The sequence below is a fragment of the Flavihumibacter stibioxidans genome, assembly GCF_014332695.1.
Lineage (GTDB): Bacteria > Bacteroidota > Bacteroidia > Chitinophagales > Chitinophagaceae > Flavihumibacter > Flavihumibacter stibioxidans.
This window is the reverse complement of the sequence record NZ_MBUA01000001.1, coordinates 725,672-744,822: the sequence shown is the minus strand read 5'-3', so window position 1 is coordinate 744,822 and position 19,151 is coordinate 725,672. Positions and strand designations below refer to the sequence as shown.

Genomic DNA, 19,151 nt, shown 5'->3' with positions numbered 1-19,151 from the left:
CTAAATGGTCGAATATGGAAAAACAGGACATTTTCAGGTTTGTAAAAAGAACACTGCTGTTTTTCCTTGCAGTCTTCCTGGTGGACTTCGCAGTCGGCCAGGTTATGCGTTATTTTTATTTCAGGCAGGACTCCGGTTCATTATACAGAACAACCTATGCACTGGACAGTACAACTGCACAGGTACTCGTACTGGGATCTTCCCGGGCCAGCAGGCATTATAATCCGGATGTCATGCAGGTAGCAATGAACCGTACTGTATACAATGCCGGCCAGAAGGGCAACCATATCTTTTATCATTACGGCATCCTCAAAGGGGTGCTAAGGAGATATAAACCCCAGGTTGTTGTGCTGGATATACTTTACGATGAATTCAAACCAGTTCAGGACAGTTACGACCGGCTCTCAGTTTTCCTGCCCTATCATGATACTCATCCCGAGTTAGAAGAACTCATCAATCTGAGAAGCCCATTTGAACCAGTGAAACTGGTGTCAAAAGTATATCCCTACAATTCCCTTATTTTGCCTGTCCTCAATGGCAACCTTGGTTTCGATAAGGTCAGGGAACCGGAGATCAAAGGATACCTTCCCATTGATGCAGTGATGACAGATTCAGTGAAAAAGAGGTCCGAAAGAATAGAGTATGGGCTTGATTCACTGAAATTGCAGACTTTTGAAGAAATTATGTCCACCTGTAAAAAGGAGGGCATCAACTTATATGTAGTCTTTTCCCCGGCTTATCTTGAGAATATAGGCAACAATTATTCTGTAAGTATCGCCCGGAAAATAGCATCGGAACAAGGTGTTCCATTCCTGGATTTTTCTGGCACGGAACCATTTGTGTCAGACAATAAACTGTATTCAGACAATGTACACCTGAATGCAAAGGGGGCTGATATTTTTTCCCGGCAGGTAGCTGATAGTATTGCAAACAGGCTAAAGAATCAAAATTGACCCATGAAAATCTGGTTTGACCTCTCGAATTCGCCCCATATCAACATGTTTCACGACATGATCCGTGACCTTGAATCAAGGGGGCACGAGATACTGATTACCTGCCGTCCGCTTGCCAATACCATCGATCTACTGAAGCAGAAAAACCTGGAGCATCATGTAATAGGAGAACACTATGGGAAAAACCTGTACAAAAAGATCTTTGGCTATCCCATCAGGGTCTTCCAATTGAAAAAATTCCTGAAGCAAAAAAATATCGATCTTGCCGTTTCGCAAAGTTCTTTTCATTCGCCGGTGGTGGCTAAACTCCTGGGAATACCATCCATCTATACTAACGATAATGAACATGCGATGGGTAATATACCCTGTTTCATGTTTGCCAGCCTGGTGCTGATCCCTGAAAACCTGCCGGTTGAGAAAATTGTCAAAAAGGGCGGGTCCAGGAAGCGGATCAGGCAATATCCCGGCGTGAAAGAAGGAATTTATCTCTGGCAGAAAGGTGCAGAGATCCACGCGGCAAGGAAAGCAAATCCTCCCGACAATAAAACAATCTACGTAAGGCCGGAACCACTGACCGCACAATATTATAAGGGGGGGCTTAATTTCCTTGACAGTACCCTGGAAGCCCTTCAGGACAAGTATTCAATTACCATCCTGCCAAGGGATAAAACCCAGTTGGAACATTATCGCCAGTCAAAATTCTCGGCCATCAGGGTGCCTGAAAAACCGATGCATTTTGACCAGATAGCCAGGGAATGTACATTGTTCATTGGTGCTGGTGGTTCCATGACAAGGGAACTGGCAATTCTTGGCATACCAACGATCTCGGTTTACCAGGATGAATTACTGGAGGTTGACAAGTTCCTTCTGGAAAAAGGATTGATGCTGCACGAACCAAACATTGAACCAAAAAAGGTACAGTACTTTATAGAATCACTCGAGAATAAAGATCCTGATCTCCAGCTGATGGATAAAGGCAGGCAGGCATATGATATGTTTATAAATGAAATCTTAAAATACAGTAAGTAATGGTAAATGTAGGATTGATAGGAGCCGGAAAAATGGGCATCTCCCATCTTGCCATCCTGGGCGCCCATCCGGATGTGAATGTGGTAGGGGTCTGTGACACCTCGAAAATGGTAATTGAGGCAATGGAAAAGTATAGCCCGTTTCCCTGTTTTACGGATTATAAGAAAATGCTGTCACAGGCAAAACCAGATGCTGTTGTAGTGGCTGTTCCTACCAGGTTTCATGCTTCCATGGTGGCAGAATTACTGCAACTTGGAATTCACGTGTTCGTTGAAAAACCATTCTGTTTAAAACCGGAGGAAGGGGTGGAATTGATCCGGATGGCTAAGGAGAAAAAGCTGGTTAACCAGGTAGGGTACCACAATAAATTTGTAGGCACATTCACCGAGGTTAAGAAACTGCTGGAAGCCGGCGCCATTGGCGAGATTTATCATTTTATGGGGCAGGCATACGGACCCGTGGTGGTTAAGGCCAAAGGTGACACCTGGAGGTCGAATCCTGAAGAAGGAGGAGGCTGCCTGATGGATTACGCCTCACATGTGATTGACCTTGTCAACTACCTGGTATCACCCGTACAATCTGTTCAGGCAAGCATGCTGAAGTCAGTATTTTCCAGGAATGTAGATGATGCCGTATTCGCCATGATGCAACTCCAAAATGGAGTGTCGGGTCTCCTTTCAGTTAACTGGAGTGATGATACTTTCCGGAAAATGACCACTTCGGTTACTATTAACGGTAAGAAAGGGAAAATTGTCAGCGATGCCAATGAACTCAAAGTATATTTCAAGGATGCGGCCTGTCCTGCTGGATATTCAAGAGGCTGGAATGTGAAATATGTTACCGACCTGACTCCTTCTGTAGATTACTACCTGCGGGGAGAAGAATATTCTGCTCAGATGGACCATTTTATAAAAGCAGTAGAGGGCAAGGTGCCCAACCTGCTCAATTCTTTTGAGTCCGCGGCCCAAACAGACAATGCCATATCCTTAATCAGAAAAGCTCAACCTTGATAAAGATGGAAAGAATTTTATTCGGCGACAACCAGTTTTTTGCTGTCAACCATATTTCGGATGAAAAATCAATGGCCCAGTCTATCAGGTTCAAGGAAGATGCTGCCATTATTCGCACGCTGGACTATGCCATGGAAGCAGGAATCAATACTTTCATGTGTACCACACACGACAGGATTGCCAACATTTGCGAAGTCATCCGTTCCCAACCTGATAAATACCGTGATTTCAAGATATACCCCTGCATGCCTTATGCACATAAATATGCCAATGCGGTAACTGAACTGGGAATTACCGGTACTATAAAACAATATGTTCCGGGCAATTTCTTTGGTTCTCTGTTTAAAGGAGGGGTGGCCTTTTTGTCCAAGGATTTCCTGTCTATCATGGAACTCCTGATCGATGCTGAGATGAAAATGTTCAAGGGCATTAATACACCGGTTATTTTCCTGCAGAACGTTATTACCGACCTGCTGCTGGGACTGGGTATGAAGGATGTGTTGGTTGCATTCCACCATTATGTTCAGAAGAAATACAATGCAGAGGCTGGTTTTATTACCATGAATATGCCGAAACTGCTGGATGTACTCGAATCAGCCGGAATTCAAAATCCGATCATCTGCTCATCCATTAACAAAGCAGGTTTCAGGATGTCTGGCGGTAAGGAACTTTATGAGGAAACCCTTCGCACCCGTCAGTTCCGTGCCATTGCCATGCAGGTGCTGGCCGGCGGGGCCGTGTCGCCCAGGGAAGCCATTGAATATGTTTGCGGATTACCTAATATCGAATCTATTCTTTTCGGGGCTTCTTCCAAAACCAATATAAATGATACCGCGTCACTTATCCATCATTACGATGGAGTATTTCGCCCAACTATATAAAGCATAGAAAATGAAGATTACGATAGTTGCAGGGGCTCGCCCGAACTTTATGAAGATTTCGCCGATTATCAAAGCGATCCAGAAACGAAACTCATTAGGCGCTGCCATCGAATACCGTCTGGTTCATACCGGACAGCATTATGATAAAAAAATGAGTGCTGACTTCTTTGACCAATTGGGCATTCCTGAGCCTCATGCCAACCTTGAGGCAGGGGGTGGAACCCAGGCAGAGCAGACAGCTGCCATCATGGTTCGTTTCGAAAAGGAACTTATGGAACACAGACCCAACCTTATTTTGGTGGTGGGGGATGTTACATCCACCATGGCCTGCACCATTACCGCCAAGAAATTATGTATTGATGCCGTACACGTTGAAGCAGGCATCCGTTCGGGGGATATGACCATGCCCGAAGAAATCAACCGGATCGTTACGGATTCCATAACCGATCATTTTTTCACTACCAGTGAAGTGGCCAACCAGCACCTGCGCCATTCCGGTGTTGGGGAGGAAAGGATCCATTTTGTGGGTAATACCATGATTGATTCCCTGATTGGCAACCTGGAAAGGTTGTTGAAACCCGCGTTGTGGGATGACCAAAACCTGCAGTCCGGAAAATATTTCCTGCTTACCCTGCACCGCCCGGCCAACGTGGATGATCCTGCCAACCTGGACCATCTCCTGTCAACTATCATGCAATGCACCGGCGATTTGCCCGTGGTGTTCCCGGTTCACCCCAGAACAAAAAAGATTCTGGACGGCATCGGTTTTAATAACCCGAAACTGGTCCTGGCGGAACCTATGCCATACCTGGAGTTTATTTACATGGTTAAAAACGCCCTTGCCATCATCACCGATTCCGGGGGTATTACCGAAGAAGCAACAGTCCTGGGAGTACCCTGCATGACTATGCGCGATTCCACTGAAAGGCCTGAAACCATTACCATGGGTACCAATGAACTGGTAGGTACAGATCCTGCCAAACTGGTTCCCTACCTCGATAAAGTCATGTCGGGTAACTGGAAAAAAGGAGCGATTCCGCCACTCTGGGATGGGAAAACCGCAGAAAGAATTGTTAGTAAACTGGAAGACCTTTATATTTCATAATTATTCGGTCCGGGACGCCTTTACCTTTTTATGAATAAGCTGTCTTACATATTTTACCGCACGATGCTATGGTTATGGGATATAATCTCACTAAACCTCGTGCTCTTATTGGTCAGCTATTACCTGGATAGGGCAAATGCCTTCGAGGTGCTGGAATATCATGTATTCTTCGCCGTTATTAACCTGTCTTGGTTGAGTGCTGTTTACCTGACCAACCTGTACCTGGCTAAAGACTGGCTCGATTTTGAAAGTTTTTACAAACGGACTATCAAAAGCTACCTCATTACCCTGTTGATACTTTTCCTTTTCATATTTCTGTATCATTTCCAGTATTCGAGGCTTTATATTTTGTTCGTTATTGTCGGATTTGGTGTGATCCTCAGCATTAACCGGATATTTTTCAACCTGCTGATCTTCTCACTCAGGAATAAATTCAGGTTGCAGAAAAATGTTGTCATCCTGGGATACAATGACATTTCCAGGCGTCTGCTGAGGTATTTCCAGGAGGAATCCAAATTTGTGAATGTGGCCGGATTCTTTGAAGACCAGGAAAGGGTGGGGGATAACCCCGAGTTCCCGATTACGGGCGGGTTGAAAGATTGTATGGCATTTGTAAAGGAAAACCAGGTAACGGAAATATATTCAACACTTGCGCCTGAACATTTTCCTGATCTGTACGAACTGGCAAAATCAGCCGAAAAGGAATTTGTACATTTTAAGTTTGTTCCGGATTACAAGATCTTTGTTAACCGGAATATTTATGTTGATTTCGTTGACAATATCCCGGTATTATCACTGCGAAATGAACCTTTGGAAGATACAGGCAATCGTATCAAGAAACGGTTGTTTGATATAGCTTTCAGCAGTATTGTTATTATTTTGCTTCTTTCCTGGCTCATTCCGCTGATGGCGCTGCTGATCAAACTTGGCTCAAAAGGCCCGGTTTTCTTTACACAGATGCGGTCCGGAAAGAACAACCGCCCTTTCCGTTGTATTAAATTCCGGAGCCTCAGGTTAAACACGGAGGCCAATGAAAAACAGGTATCGCGCAACGATTCACGTGTAACCAGGCTCGGGAGAATCATGCGCAAAACCAATATTGATGAACTGCCGCAGTTCTTTAATGTATTTCTGGGCGATATGTCTGTGGTGGGTCCCAGGCCCCACATGCTGAAGCACACAGAAGATTTTTCAAACCTGTACAAGCAATATATGATCCGTCACTTCGTGAAACCCGGGGTTACCGGCTGGGCACAGGTAAACGGTTTCAGGGGCGAAATTACTGACAACCTGCACCTCCAGAAAAGAATCGAATACGATATCTGGTATATGGAAAACTGGACCCTCTGGCTGGACATAAAGATCATATTCCTGACTGTCTTTCTTTCCATTAAAGGCGACAGGAACGCCTTCTGACCGTCACCATTATAACTGCTCCACCTTTACCTTGCTGGCATAAAATATCCTGAGGGAATCCTTGATCCTTGCAGTATCCGAAGCGCTGGCTGGTAATGAAAAGTAGAGCCTGAACTTAATCGAATCCTGTGTTTCCATCAGGATGTTTTTCTTCAGTTCCTTTAACTGGTTGTAACGCCTGAAGGCCCTTGCTTTGTTGGTGGTCTCCTCGATGATAAACTTCCAGTTCCCTGCTACTGATACCAATGAAGAACCTGATACTCCTTTGCTCCCCGAACTGTCTGTTCCCAAAATAGCGAGACTGTCCTTCCTTAACTGGAGGGCACTGTCCGGCGCTACCATCACCAGGGTATCTGCTGCCGGAGGATTCACCACCTGCTCAGCCGCAGCCTGCTCCGGTTCCTGCGGATTGTTTTGAAAAAGTTTCCATCCCCCCCAAACCACGATGCCAATGGTTGCCAATGCTCCCAGGGCCAGCAGCCATTTTCTTGAACCATTGGACTGAGGCTGGTAACGTGGGTCATCATCAAAAGCCGAAGGTTTTCTGCTTTCCGTGGAAATGTCATCCATCCGTTCAGCCACCATGTCTCCGGCAGTAAAATCAAAACTTCCTTCCTTCGTTTTTACAAGGGTCCCGATTCCTTCCATATAAAGTGCTTTCCCGATATTCAGGAACTGCTTGTTCAGCATGATATAGGATTCAATATCGGAAAGCGCCAGGGAATGCATTTTCCCGGTATGTGTCCTTACATATTCGATGAGATCATTGCTGATGGCTGCATCTGCTTTGTTGTCAAATTGTATGGTTGTGCCCTCCATGGTAAAAGTGCCGATTCCCGGAAGGCTGACTCTTTTCTGCTGATAGAGATACTGGGTTATTAAGTGGTCAAGTTTCAAAGCAAATTGGGTTGGTTATTGCACAAAATAAGTAAAAATCCGCTGGCTGCTTATTTTTGCAGAAACAGATACCATGCTGACACAGGAAGAAAAGGATTTTATCCTATACTGGGAAACCAACCGCGACCGCAGGAAAAAATTATTCCGGCAATTGCTGGTCGGCATCCCGATGGGATTGCTGTTTGGCGTACCCATCGTCCTGAATTATGTGCTTGGCTGGTATAAAAGAGCTAATATGGTATCCGGCAGCCAGTCCAGTCCCCTGGTTTTACTGGTGGCAATATTGTTGATCATCAGTTTTGTTGCAATTTTTTACAAACAGCACCAGTGGGAGCAATATGAGCAGAAATACCGGGAACTGAAGCAAAAAGAAGGCGAATAAGCGTTTCCTGCCGGTTTCTATGCAACAAATCAGGTTATTTGCTGGTCTAACTATTGTCAATTCCTATATTCGCCCAAAATTTTACCGGAAAATGTTTAAAAAAGTAGTTTTATTCCTGTCCCTTGTGATTGCTGTTGCTGCCAGCTGGCAATGTAATAAAAGCAGCTCCGCCTGCACCCCTGTTGCCCCACAGGCTGAAGAAACTGCCATTCTTCAATATATCAGTTCCGCTAATATGACCGCTGTAAAAGATGAAAGCGGCCTGTATTATGAGATACAGCAGGAAGGTTCCGGTGGTGCACCCAATCTGAACTCCCAGATATTTATCAAATATTCAGGTACCATGACCAACGGTACCCAGTTTGATTCCCAGAATGACCCCACCAAAACCGGATGGGCGTTGAGAACCCTGATTCCCGGCTGGCAAATCGCTATCCCGAAAATTAAAAAAGGTGGTAAGATTAAAATGGTCGTACCTTCTGCACTTGCCTACGGCTGTACTGCCTATGGTAATATCCCGGCGAATTCCATACTGGTATTCGATGTTGAACTGGTTGACTTTTATTGAGTTTTATGCCATATGAACCCATTTCTGTTTTTGATATTTTCAAAATTGGTGTAGGCCCATCCAGTTCCCATACCCTGGGACCCTGGAGAGCTGCACAATCTTTTACCCGTTTCCTGAGGGAAAAACATTCCCTTGCTGATATCATATCAGTAAAAGTGCTGCTTTACGGCTCCCTTGCCAAAACTGGTAAAGGGCATGGCACTGACCTGGCTGTTCAGCTCGGACTAATGGGGGAAGACCCGGTTTCCTGTGATGTGGAAGCCATCAACAGCAAGATTGAAACCATCAGGAGTGAAAAGGCGATTCGTTTAGCCGGAGAAATCCTGGTGGCATTTAATCCCCAGGAGGATATCGTTTTTTTAATGAACGAATCCCTGCCCTTTCACCCGAATGCAGTCTGCTTTCTGGCCGGTTTTGAAAATGGTGAACAGCATGCGGCCACTTATTATTCTGTGGGCGGAGGTTTCGTACAGCAGGAAGGTGAGTTTGTTTCAGGTAAAGACCAGGTGCAACTGGCCTTTCCGATTGATAATGCCGAAGACCTGTTGCACTGGTGCCGTAAAACCGGACTGGCCATTCATGAAATTGTTCTGGAAAATGAACAATCCTGGCGGGGAGAAGAGGAAACCAGGGCAGGGGTGATGAGGATCTGGGAGGTGATGAAAAACTGCATCTACCGCGGTTGTCATGTAGAAGGGGTTTTGCCGGGCGGATTGAATGTAAGGCGCCGGGCTGCCTCACTGAATAAAAAGCTCCTCAAAGGCAGGTCCTATACCGGATACGATGAATGGGTGGATGCTATCAGGGCAGGTGGACATGATTTCCAGTATATCCTCGATTGGGTAAGTTGCTTTGCACTGGCGGTTAATGAAGAAAACGCCTCATTCGGCAGGGTGGTAACTGCTCCTACCAATGGAGCGGCGGGTGTAATTCCTGCAGTACTTCAGTATTTCGCAGTTTTTTGCAAAGGACAGGAAGATACAGCCATAACACAGTTCATTCTTACCGCATCAGAAATCGGAAGCATTTTCAAAAAGGGATCAACCATTTCTGCAGCTATGGGTGGCTGTCAGGCTGAAATTGGGGTGTCATCTTCAATGGCTGCCGCAGCTCTGACCGAATCTATGGGGGGCACCCAGCGCCAGGCGCTGATGGCTGCTGAAATTGCAATGGAACATCACCTGGGACTGACCTGTGATCCTATTGGCGGATTGGTGCAAGTGCCTTGTATTGAACGCAATACCATGGGAGCTATCAAGGCCATCACGGCTTCACAGCTGGCATTGCAAAGTGCGCCCGACTTTGCCAAGGTTTCCCTGGATGCAGTGGTAAAAACCATGTGGGATACTGCCCAGGATATGAGCAGTAAATACAAGGAAACGGCCGATGGCGGCCTGGCGATCAATATTCCGCTTAGTTTACCGGAATGCTGATCTGAACTTTTTCTTTAATTGCCTGTTGTAGTGCGGGCAAACTGGAACACTCTTTGACTAAACAAAAATTGATTTGGTATGGCTGGAACCAACCCCAACCCTGTAAAACGTATATTAGAGGTGTTACGCTTTCAGAATAAAGAAATAGGAGCAGTCTATTTCTACGCAATTCTGAACGGACTGATGCAATTATCTCTTCCCCTGGGTATTCAATCGATTATCAGTTTCGTGCAGGGAGGCGCCATCTCCACCTCCATAGTGGTACTGATCATTCTGGTTGTCACAGGCGTTTTTTTTACCGGACTGTTCCAGATCAACCAGATGAAGCTGATCGAAAAGATCCAGCAACAATTATTTGTTCGTTACTCCTTTTTATTTGCACATTCCATACCCCGGCTCAACCTGAAAAGTGCTGACCGCTACTACCTGCCGGAACTGGTGAATCGTTTTTTTGATGTGGTAATCCTGCAGAAAGGCCTTGCCAAACTGCTGCTGGATATTCCCACCGCCACCATCCAGATACTCTTCGGTTTACTGGTGCTTTCATTCTATCATCCTGTTTTTATTTTCTTCGGACTTGTACTTATCCTGATCATTTACCTTATCCTGCGTTTTACCAGTGGCAGGGGATTGGAAACCAGCATAGAAGAAAGCAATTATAAATATGATACGGCAGGATGGCTGGAAGAACTGGGACGGGTGGTTACATCCTTTAAGTTTTCAAAAGGATCCAACCTCCACCTGGGAAATACCGATAGTACTGTAGCCGGATACCTGGATGCCCGCACCAGCCATTTTAAAATATTGCTGATTCAATATTGGTCCATGGTGGGGTTCAAAGTTGCCATCACCGCAGCCATGCTAATCGTGGGCAGCATCCTGCTCGTAAACCAGCAATTGAATATAGGGCAGTTCATCGCTGCAGAAATCATCATTATCACCGTAATAACCTCGGTTGAAAAACTAATTCTCAATCTGAATAATGTATATGATGTACTTACTTCTGTAGAAAAACTTTCCAAAATCCCTGACATGCCGGAAGAAGGTAGTGGCAAACTTGATTTTGGTGCCCATACCGGGGGGGCTGCCATTATGGTGAAAGACCTTGAATTTGCCTACCAGGAAAATCAGCCAGTACTGCAGGATATCAGTTTTGAGATATTACCCGGACAAAAAGTGCAGATAATGGGGGGGAACGGATCAGGTAAATCAAGCCTTATCAGAATTCTTAGCGGCGCCTACCAGCCCTTTGAGGGCGTGGTAAAACTCGATAATATTTCCATCTCCAATTATTCCCTGGACAGCATCCGTGGTCAGACAGGAATCCTCCTCAGTACGCAGGAATTATTCAAGGGTAGCCTGTTGCAAAATATAACCATGGGGAATGAAAATGTTACGGTTCACGAGATTTTCCAACTGGCTGAAGTGACTGGGATAAAGACCTTTCTTGACAAATCACCTAAAGGACTGGAGATGGAAATAAACCCGACGGGTGAGAGGTTACCCCGGAAGATCGTACAGAAATTGCTGTTACTGAGGGCCCTGGTGAATAAGCCCCGGCTGTTGTTGCTGGAGGAACCCTGGCTTGGACTGGAACCGGTTTATGCCCAACAGATACAGGATTATCTGTTACACCAGATACCGGATTGTACCTGCCTTATAGTAAGCAATGATATTGGTTTCGCCCAACAATGCGACCAGGTACTGTTATTGGAAGAAGGCCGGATAAGGGCTGCTGGTAATTGGGAGAAAGTTCAACCCTCGCTATAAAACCAAAGAGCATGGAACACGTAAGAGAATTTTTGGAAAAAGAAGCCCCTGGAAAGGAGTTCAAGGCGCTCAGAAAGGTATATATGGTCGAAAAGGACAGCCGCGTAAAATACTGGGCCATTATTTTATTTGTCATTTTATTGATCTGTCTGTTCCTGCCCTGGACGCAGAATATACGTTCCAGAGGAGCTGTAACGACTTCTCGGCAGGAGCAGAGACCGCAGGAGTTAAATGCTATTATAGGGGGCCGCATCGTTAAATGGAATGTTAAAGAGGGTGACTTTGTTAAAAAGGGAGATACCATCCTGCAATTGGCGGAAGTGAAGGTAGATTACCTGGATCCCAACCTGGTGCCAAGGACAAAAGAACAACTCGACGCCAAAAAAGATGCCGTCCAAAACTATAAGGGAAAGGTAAAAACAATAGACCAGCAATTGCAGTTTTTGGAACAGGCGCTGGTGCTGAAAATTAACGAATTGCAGAATAAGGTCAGGCAGCAGGAATTTAAGATCAGGAGCGACAGCATGGACCTTGTGGCGGCGGAGAATGACCTGGCATTTAAAAGGGAACAGCAAAGGCGCCAGAAGATCATGTATGATTCAGGAGTAGCTTCTCTCTTTTCACTCGAACAGAGAAGCCAGTCCGTACAGGAAGCCCTGGCTAAGAAAACCAGTGCCGAGATTAAGCTCAGCAATGCGCGGCAGGAACTGACCCGCCTGCAGATTGAACTGAATGGCGAACGGCAACAATACCTGGAAAAAATATCAAAAGCCCAGGGGGACCGTTTTCAGGCAGAATCTCAGATTGCGACAGGTGTAGGTGAGATCGCTAAACTGGAAAATCTATATACCAGTTATGATATGAGGAACCAGATGTACAATGTGGTGGCGCCTCAGGATGGGCAGGTTGTAAAAGCGAAAAAGGCAGGTATCAATGAAATGGTGAAAGAAGGAGATATGCTGGTCGAGATCGTTCCTACTGATTACCAGTATGCCGTGGCGATCTTTGTTCGGCCTGTCGACCTGCCGCTACTGGTAAAGGGCCAGAAGGTAAGGTTCATATTTGACGGCTTTCCTGCCATCGTATTCAGCGGATGGCCGGAAGCATCCTATGGAACTTTTGGCGGTATTGTTTCTGCGGTGGAAAGTTCTGTCAGTGAAAATGGCATGTTCCGGGTACTGGTAACGGAAGATCCGGCCGACCGTAAATGGCCGCCAGCCCTCAAGATGGGAACGGGTGCCAGTGGTATCGCACTGCTAAAGGATGTTCCGGTCTGGTATGAACTTTGGCGAAATATCAATGGGTTCCCGCCGGATTATTACCAAACAACTGCTGCCGGTAAAAATGATTCGAAAAACGGAAAATCCGCAGCTGAAAAAAAATAAAATGATATCTACCTTATGAGGAGAGGCATTAATAGTTTTTTGGTTGTTTGTATGATCCTCTGGCAGGGATCTGTTACTAACATACATGCACAAATGCAGGATAGCCTGCTGATGCTCAGTGAATCCCAGTACCTGGCCATCATCCGGAATTTTCATCCCTATCTGCAGCAGGCTGGTCTTGCGGTGAAGCAGGCGAAGGCGGCGGTAAGGGAAAGCAGGGGAGCTTTTGATCCGGTGCTGGGCACGGGTTTCGAAAGAAAGACCTTTGATGATAAACTGTACTACAGTTATTTCAATCCGGAAATAACCATTCCCACCTGGTATGGAATTGAACTGTTTGGCGGTGCGGAAGAAGTGCTTGGCGACCGGGTTACTCCGGAAAAAACAATGGGGCAGTCCAGTTACCTGGGCATCAGTGTACCATTGGGAAAAGACCTGGTGCTGGATAAGAGGAGGGCGGTTCTCCGGCAATCCAGGGTAATTTTACAGCAAACCAGAGCAGAGCAAAGAAACATGGCAAACGACCTGATTCAGGAAGCGCTGGTTGCTTACTGGAACTGGGTGAAACAGTACCAGGTGTATCGGATACTGAAGCAGGCAGTGGAAGTGAATGCTGACCGGTACCGATATATCAGGATCGAGGCGGAGCAGGGATTGCGGGCCGCAATAGATACAACTGAAGCGCTGACCCAGTTGCAACAATTCCAGTTATCGGAGTCGGAGGCCGGACTCGCATTTCTGAATGCCGGACTGGAGTTGTCGAATTTTCTCTGGCTCGATGAAAAGGATGTTTTTGCCTGGAGCAACCGGATCATTCCTGATACCACCTGGGTCAATGAACAGGGATGGATAACCGAAATACCGGCTCTCGATGAATTTGTAACCAGCGCCCGGATGGAACACCCGAAGTTGCAATCTTACCGGTACAAACTGGATGTACTGGACATAGAGAAAAGACTGAAGTTTCAGAGCCTGCTGCCCAAAATGGACCTGAAATATAACCTGATCAATAAGGGCTACAATGCCCTCAATAAAGTGGACGGAGCATTTCTTCAGAACAACTACAAGTTTGGGTTTGATTTCCAGATGCCGTTATTCCTGCGGCAGGGAAGGGGCGCCTATCAACAGTCGCTCATCAAAATCCGCCAGTCCAACCTTGAACTGGATCAGGTGCAATGGGAAATTGAAAACAAAATCCGCAATTATTACAATGAGCTGATGGCGTTGCGTAATCAGATAAATATTTACGAAAATGCCTACCGGAATTACCAGCGGCTTTTCAGGGCTGAGGAACTAAGATTTAAGATTGGTGAGAGTACGCTCTTTCTGCTGAATTCGAGGGAAAATAAAATGCTGGAAGCACAACAGAAATTGCTGGACCTTAAAACAAAATGGTACAAGAGCCAGGCCGGACTACTCTGGGCAGGTGGTCGGTTAGGCATTCCAGTTCTAGATACTGAATAAATCAGGCCAGGGAATAATCCTTAATGATATTGTAGAGTGTGTCCCTTTCTACGGGTTCCCTTTTAACCTGGCGGATCAGGTTTACCAGTTCTGTTGTGGTCATGGTGGGGTTTTGCTCCTCAGAACCTGCCATGGAGTATATTTTTGTAGAATCGTCGATGGTTCCGTCAATATCGTTTACTCCGAATGAAAGTGTCAGCTGCGCATTGTTCCTTCCCAGCATCGGCCAGTAGGCTTTCAGGTGGGGGAAATTATCCATGTAAATACGTGCTACCGCATACATGCGCATGTCTTCCACTATGCTGCTTTCCGGGATATGGCTCATCTCATTATCCTTGTTGCGGAATTTCAGCGGAATGAAAGTATTGAAGCCGCCGGTTTCATCCTGCAGTTGGCGCAAACGTTCCATATGGTCTATGCGGTGACGGTATTCTTCAATATGACCGTATAACATAGTGGCATTGGTGTGCATGCCCAATTGGTGGGCAACCCGGTGGATATGCAGCCAGCCTTCCGCATCCACTTTATCTTCACAGATCTGCTTCCGGATTTCTTCATGGAAAATTTCAGCACCGCCTCCGGGTAATGATTGTAAGCCTGCTTCCTGCAGATATTTCATGCCCTCTTCCGCGCTTACTTTCGCTTTTCTGAACATATAATCCAGCTCTACGGGTGTAAATCCCTTGATATGAAGATCGGGTCGGTGAGCCCTTATCTGCCGGAGAAGGTCGGCAAAGAATTCCAGGGTCAGCTTGGGATGTACACCTCCAACAATATGGACCTCGGTTACGGGCTGTCCGTCGTAACTTTTCACGATGTCGAGCATCTGTTCCGTGGTCAATTCCCAGCCCTCTTCCTTGTGCGCATACAGCTTGCTGTAAGAACAGAACTTACAACTGAATACGCATACATTGGTAGGTTCGATATGAAAGTTTCGGTTAAAATAAGTTTTGTTGCCGTGCAGTTTTTCGCGAACATGGTTGGCCAGTGAACCAAGCCAGGAAAGGCTTCCTTTTTCAAACAGGATTATACCTTCTTCGGGACTGATCCTTTCTCCCCGAATTACTTTCTCCCCGATAAATTTCAACGTTGTATCTGCCTGGATGCTGTTCAGTTGCTCAAATTCTTGCTCGGTCATCTTATCTGTTTGTCTTAAGGATTTTTGTATTTCGTACGCTGTCTTCATACACCAATCGAACGACATAGATACCTGCCGCATGCTTACTGATATCCACCGGTATGGTGCTGGACGCGTTTCCGTTAAAAGACTGAGTCCATACCAGTTGCCCCAGTGCATTAATCACTTCAATCTTTCGAAGGTTTTCCTGGTCGCGGTAATGCCTGACCAAAAAATGCCCCGGGGTAGGATTGGGTGCTACGAGGTAACCATCGCTCTTCAGTTTCGCCGGCAAAGTTACTGTATAGAGATTGATATTATCGAGGTAGAGATTATTGTTTTGATTGGAAGAATTGCGGAAAATTACCTGGAATGGTTCATTGGCCGCAACCAGGCTGGTGAGGTCAATGGAATCGGTTCTCCAGTGTTCATCCAGAACGGGGACAAATTCGTTGGTGCCCGGGAAGTTTGGGTCAGTGACGGACTGTAAGTCAGCACCCCACCTGGAATACAATAAAGTCTTTGACTGGCCGCAATCCTTACTTAACCACACTTGCAGGGTATCGGTCGGTTCCCCTTCCGGTTTGGCAGAAATATATGCAAGATCAAATTTCAGGAAAACTGAGTCTGCGTTGCCTGCTTTTACCGGAGGCGTGTACAACTCATCCACATCGCCCCGGACAGGATTTACGAAATTCCGGATCATTATGGATTTCTGGCCTTCGGAAGAGGCACCCGCGGCCGGTTGCCAGCTGTTATTATTTCCCGGGTTATATACATCCCAATTTTGCGGCGGGAAGCCAGTTGTTTCAAAACCCTCTATTAGCGGCGCACTTGTTTCAGTAAACAGAAATACACGCCTGGCAAGTGTATCATTTGTTTTTTGCTGGTCAGGCTGCCCATTCGGCAGGGTCGTATAAACAACAAAATTATTTTCCCCGGATGTAGTTAAGGCAAACAGGCTGTCATAACGCAGTTGGTAGATCTGGCCGGTGGTCACTGTCAGGCCGGTTAAATCACGTGATATGATATTCCCGTCATTCAACTGCATGTTGATGCGGAAACTGTTGATGGTTTCCTTCCCATTGTTCCTGATATCAATTACAGGCGAAAAAGTATTGTTGCATATCTGTGTGCCAGGCTCTTCCAGATGCCTAACTGAAATATCGCGGTTAGGCAGGGTATAGGGCTCAATTTGGATATCATCCACGAAAATGTTCTGTCCGAATTTGTTTATGCTTATCCAGGCAAAGGAAACATTTTCGGCACCACCAAAAGTGCTTGCCGGTATACGTATTAAATTGCTGGCCCATTCATTTGTGCCTGGTACCCAATTGATGTCACCGGTGAAACCAGTTGTGCTTGCCAATTCAGAGCCACCCTTGCTCCAGAGTAATAGGGTAAAACTGTTTCCGCAGTCAACTGATGCCATCAGTTTCAATGAATCAGCGAATGTGGCAGAATTAGAATAAGGTTTGTAAGCATGCGAGAATCGGATGAAAATGGAGTCAGTGTTCAGCAACCTGAGACCCGGTGAAATCATAAGGTCCTCGTCGTTAATACTATTGTAATTAAAGAGGTTCATGAATGCGGAAGCCGTTCCTGTTTTTTGGGCCAGCGTAGTCCGTGTCCATGAAACGCTACCCGCATTGGGGTTCATGATTTTCCAACCGGCAGGAGGAAAGCCGGGCAGTTCAAATCCCTGGGTAATTCCCCCGGAAACGGGCGGCTGAATAAGAAAACTCACACTGGCAGAATCATTGGAAGAGCGTTCATCTACCCCACCATTGGGCTCAGTCAGAAAAATGCGGAGGTTGAAATTTCCCTGTCCGGTAACCACAACCGGTAATGCAACAGTTGCTACATTGCCGAAACCAAGGGAACCTGTCCAGATGGTTGATTGAATAGTGCCACTGTTAAGCTGCCAGTTTATCTTAACCGATGTGAGGGTTTGTATACCACTATTACCAATCTGGATGCGGGTGACCATTTGGTTCGGGTTGCAGAATATCTGGCCACTCACAGGCGACAGTATATTGCTGAGTTTTGCATCAAGGTTTTTATTGGGGGCCAGTTTGATGGAAGCAATACGTGTCTTCCAGCCTCCTGGGGCACCATACATTGAAGTAAGCCAGAAAAGGGAATCATTGGCCGGATCCGGGGCTATCATGTTGTAATCTCCCCAGCGGGAAGAAAAAGTGCCGTATCCGGTACCAGTCACAATATTGGTTTCATCTGCAGGAAGTCTGCCAGGGGGATCATTTGCATTTCGCCCGGTTACCCTGATGGAAGGCCAGAGGGTGGTGGATGATGAATTGTAAACCGCGGCTATCTGTCCTTTTCCATTCATATTCATGGATGGATAAAAACGATGGGTGCTATCGGGTGAGTAAGTTCCCTCCTGGTAAAGTTGCCAGCTACCGGTGGTTTTCCTGAGTTCATGCCAGCGAATACCTGAAATTCCGGGCGAACCCGCATTTACGGTATGATATACCAGGATTGACTCGTGCGTCGGGAACTTCCTGTATACAGGTTTATCCATCACAAAACTGGTCGTAGCCATCAACTTATTATTGCTTCCCGGAGTAGTTATGCATGCCTGGAAGTACCCGCCATCACTACAGATGATGGTATTAAACGGAGAAGTCGGTACCGATCCTGCATGGTAAAAACTGCTGTTGGATGGATTGTCGAAATCCACATCGAAGGCCATCAATGCAATGCTGTCTGCATCAGTTTCCACCGTACGGCCGTCGTCATTACGATAGGCAAACAACCCCGGTGAACCGGGATCCGGCGGAGTAGGGCCAAAAACATTGATGGGTGCGGCACCATCGTATTTCTCAACATTGTTCAACCTGATCCGCTGCATCTGTACCGTGCTGCTCCCTGAGATCATTTGTTGTTTGTTGAAAGCAAAAAATGAGATTCCTGAAAACAGGTTATCGGGTAAGGTGAAGTCCCTCGAAGTGGCGTACCATGCATCAGGCCAAACTGAAAACTTTGGATAATCCGGAAAGAAACTGGCATCAGTAAATTTGTAAATATACCAGGACTGTAGGGGGTCATTTGTTTGTGACACATAAACAATCAGGGTATTGATATCACTGCTCCCAGCAGGGGTTCCAAATTCAGTCATCACATAACGGTCCGCGAACTGATCGTACAGGCATATACCATCACCAGCACCGCTATAACCGGATTCTTCGGCGAGGTTATCAAGATAGGTGGCATTATTCATAGGTTCACCGGTCTTGTTGAAAACCTGGAAATAGGCACCCGATGGTCCATTGATCATTTGAATAATGTGCCCGGGACCAACACAAAGTGTTGGGTCGGCGGGGGTGATCTCCGCAGCTGCCATTCCCTCCTTGTTAACCGCTATTTCGGGTGATAATACTTTTGCGTTGCTGAGGGGCTGCAGCCCATTGTATCCGGATCCCATTCTTAATGGATCCTCCTTCAGGTATCGGGCCGAAGGATCCCATTTGATATCGGGACTTTTTCTTTTTCCCCTGTTCCAGAGCAGGCCATGCCTGTCCCGAACAACAATATTCTGCTTGCCATAAGACGGATCAAAGTCACTTAAATTCCTGGTCTTACCAATAAGCAGCCCGGTAGATGAGCCGATTTTACCATTTTGGGCATAAAGGGTATAAAAGGCGATGATAAGGCAACCAAAAAGGAATAGTATTCTTTTTATCATGAATGCATCTCCGCTGAGAGAGTTGCAAATATAAC

General features: G+C 46.2%; 15 protein-coding genes. 12 read left to right on the top strand and 3 right to left on the bottom strand.

What is annotated here, in order from left to right; translation table 11 throughout:
• Window positions 1-14: 14 nt before the first annotated feature.
• From BC349_RS03125 to BC349_RS03100, 6 genes are read left to right on the top strand one after another with little or no spacing between them, the layout of a single operon-like run.
• Window positions 15-953, top strand: a complete 939-nt coding sequence (locus BC349_RS03125; RefSeq protein ID WP_187255276.1) for an SGNH/GDSL hydrolase family protein — start codon at window positions 15-17, stop codon at window positions 951-953.
• Between the two features lie 3 nt (window positions 954-956).
• A complete protein-coding gene (locus tag BC349_RS03120) occupies window positions 957-1,982 on the top strand; it encodes a DUF354 domain-containing protein (protein WP_187255275.1) in 1,026 nt (341 codons plus the stop codon).
• On the top strand, window positions 1,982-2,992 hold the full coding sequence (locus tag BC349_RS03115; RefSeq protein ID WP_187255274.1) for a Gfo/Idh/MocA family protein: 1,011 nt from the start codon (window positions 1,982-1,984) through the stop codon (window positions 2,990-2,992). The genes BC349_RS03120 and BC349_RS03115 overlap by 1 nt, the downstream gene beginning before the upstream one ends.
• 5 nt (window positions 2,993-2,997) lie before the next feature.
• A complete protein-coding gene (locus BC349_RS03110) occupies window positions 2,998-3,873 on the top strand; it encodes an aldo-keto reductase family protein (protein WP_187255273.1) in 876 nt (291 codons plus the stop codon).
• 10 nt (window positions 3,874-3,883) lie between these two features.
• A complete protein-coding gene (gene wecB, locus BC349_RS03105) occupies window positions 3,884-4,978 on the top strand; it encodes a non-hydrolyzing UDP-N-acetylglucosamine 2-epimerase (protein WP_187255272.1) in 1,095 nt (364 codons plus the stop codon).
• A gap of 30 nt (window positions 4,979-5,008) precedes the next feature.
• Window positions 5,009-6,394: an undecaprenyl-phosphate glucose phosphotransferase gene (locus BC349_RS03100; protein WP_187255271.1), complete on the top strand. Its 1,386-nt coding sequence runs from the start codon at window positions 5,009-5,011 to the stop codon at window positions 6,392-6,394.
• A 9-nt stretch (window positions 6,395-6,403) separates the two neighbouring features.
• Here the strand turns inward: BC349_RS03100 and BC349_RS03095 are convergent, their stop codons facing one another.
• On the bottom strand, window positions 6,404-7,291 hold the full coding sequence (locus BC349_RS03095) for a hypothetical protein (protein ID WP_187255270.1): 888 nt from the start codon (window positions 7,289-7,291) through the stop codon (window positions 6,404-6,406).
• Window positions 7,292-7,364: 73 nt separating this feature from the next.
• Between BC349_RS03095 and BC349_RS03090 the strand changes: the two genes are divergently transcribed.
• The 6 genes from BC349_RS03090 to BC349_RS03065 all read left to right on the top strand — a co-directional run bounded on the left by BC349_RS03090 (window position 7,365) and on the right by BC349_RS03065 (window position 14,293).
• Window positions 7,365-7,673, top strand: a complete 309-nt coding sequence (locus BC349_RS03090; protein ID WP_187255269.1) for a hypothetical protein — start codon at window positions 7,365-7,367, stop codon at window positions 7,671-7,673.
• Window positions 7,674-7,764: 91 nt separating this feature from the next.
• A complete protein-coding gene (locus BC349_RS03085; RefSeq protein WP_187255268.1) occupies window positions 7,765-8,241 on the top strand; it encodes an FKBP-type peptidyl-prolyl cis-trans isomerase in 477 nt (158 codons plus the stop codon).
• Between the two features lie 5 nt (window positions 8,242-8,246).
• On the top strand, window positions 8,247-9,674 hold the full coding sequence (locus tag BC349_RS03080) for an L-serine ammonia-lyase (RefSeq protein ID WP_187255267.1): 1,428 nt from the start codon (window positions 8,247-8,249) through the stop codon (window positions 9,672-9,674).
• Window positions 9,675-9,752: 78 nt separating this feature from the next.
• Window positions 9,753-11,444 carry a peptidase domain-containing ABC transporter gene (locus BC349_RS03075; RefSeq protein ID WP_187255266.1) on the top strand — a complete coding sequence of 564 codons (1,692 nt, stop codon included), beginning with the start codon at window positions 9,753-9,755 and terminating at the stop codon, window positions 11,442-11,444.
• A gap of 11 nt (window positions 11,445-11,455) precedes the next feature.
• Window positions 11,456-12,829: an HlyD family secretion protein gene (locus tag BC349_RS03070; protein WP_187255265.1), complete on the top strand. Its 1,374-nt coding sequence runs from the start codon at window positions 11,456-11,458 to the stop codon at window positions 12,827-12,829.
• 15 nt (window positions 12,830-12,844) lie between these two features.
• A complete protein-coding gene (locus BC349_RS03065; RefSeq protein WP_187255264.1) occupies window positions 12,845-14,293 on the top strand; it encodes a TolC family protein in 1,449 nt (482 codons plus the stop codon).
• Window position 14,294: 1 nt separating this feature from the next.
• Here the strand turns inward: BC349_RS03065 and mqnE are convergent, their stop codons facing one another.
• Both mqnE and BC349_RS03055 read right to left on the bottom strand, forming a co-directional pair.
• Entirely contained in the window at window positions 14,295-15,431 is a 1,137-nt protein-coding gene (gene mqnE / locus BC349_RS03060; protein ID WP_187255263.1) for an aminofutalosine synthase MqnE, read from the bottom strand.
• Between the two features lies 1 nt (window position 15,432).
• Window positions 15,433-19,116, bottom strand: a complete 3,684-nt coding sequence (locus tag BC349_RS03055) for a T9SS-dependent choice-of-anchor J family protein (protein WP_187255262.1) — start codon at window positions 19,114-19,116, stop codon at window positions 15,433-15,435.
• Window positions 19,117-19,151 lie beyond the last annotated feature (35 nt).

Bases quoted from the DNA above. Each gene is read 5' to 3' on its own strand.
- BC349_RS03090 (WP_187255269.1), top strand. From the start codon at position 7,365: ATGCTGACACAGGAAGAAAAGGATTTTATCCTATACTGGGAAACCAAC.
- BC349_RS03085 (WP_187255268.1), top strand. From the start codon at position 7,765: ATGTTTAAAAAAGTAGTTTTATTCCTGTCCCTTGTGATTGCTGTTGCT.
- mqnE (WP_187255263.1), bottom strand. From the start codon at position 15,431: ATGACCGAGCAAGAATTTGAGCAACTGAACAGCATCCAGGCAGATACA.
- BC349_RS03100 (WP_187255271.1), top strand. From the start codon at position 5,009: ATGAATAAGCTGTCTTACATATTTTACCGCACGATGCTATGGTTATGG.
- BC349_RS03110 (WP_187255273.1), top strand. From the start codon at position 2,998: ATGGAAAGAATTTTATTCGGCGACAACCAGTTTTTTGCTGTCAACCAT.
- BC349_RS03080 (WP_187255267.1), top strand. From the start codon at position 8,247: ATGCCATATGAACCCATTTCTGTTTTTGATATTTTCAAAATTGGTGTA.
- BC349_RS03075 (WP_187255266.1), top strand. From the start codon at position 9,753: ATGGCTGGAACCAACCCCAACCCTGTAAAACGTATATTAGAGGTGTTA.
- BC349_RS03055 (WP_187255262.1), bottom strand. From the start codon at position 19,116: ATGATAAAAAGAATACTATTCCTTTTTGGTTGCCTTATCATCGCCTTT.
- wecB (WP_187255272.1), top strand. From the start codon at position 3,884: ATGAAGATTACGATAGTTGCAGGGGCTCGCCCGAACTTTATGAAGATT.
- BC349_RS03065 (WP_187255264.1), top strand. From the start codon at position 12,845: ATGAGGAGAGGCATTAATAGTTTTTTGGTTGTTTGTATGATCCTCTGG.
- BC349_RS03070 (WP_187255265.1), top strand. From the start codon at position 11,456: ATGGAACACGTAAGAGAATTTTTGGAAAAAGAAGCCCCTGGAAAGGAG.
- BC349_RS03115 (WP_187255274.1), top strand. From the start codon at position 1,982: ATGGTAAATGTAGGATTGATAGGAGCCGGAAAAATGGGCATCTCCCAT.
- BC349_RS03120 (WP_187255275.1), top strand. From the start codon at position 957: ATGAAAATCTGGTTTGACCTCTCGAATTCGCCCCATATCAACATGTTT.
- BC349_RS03125 (WP_187255276.1), top strand. From the start codon at position 15: ATGGAAAAACAGGACATTTTCAGGTTTGTAAAAAGAACACTGCTGTTT.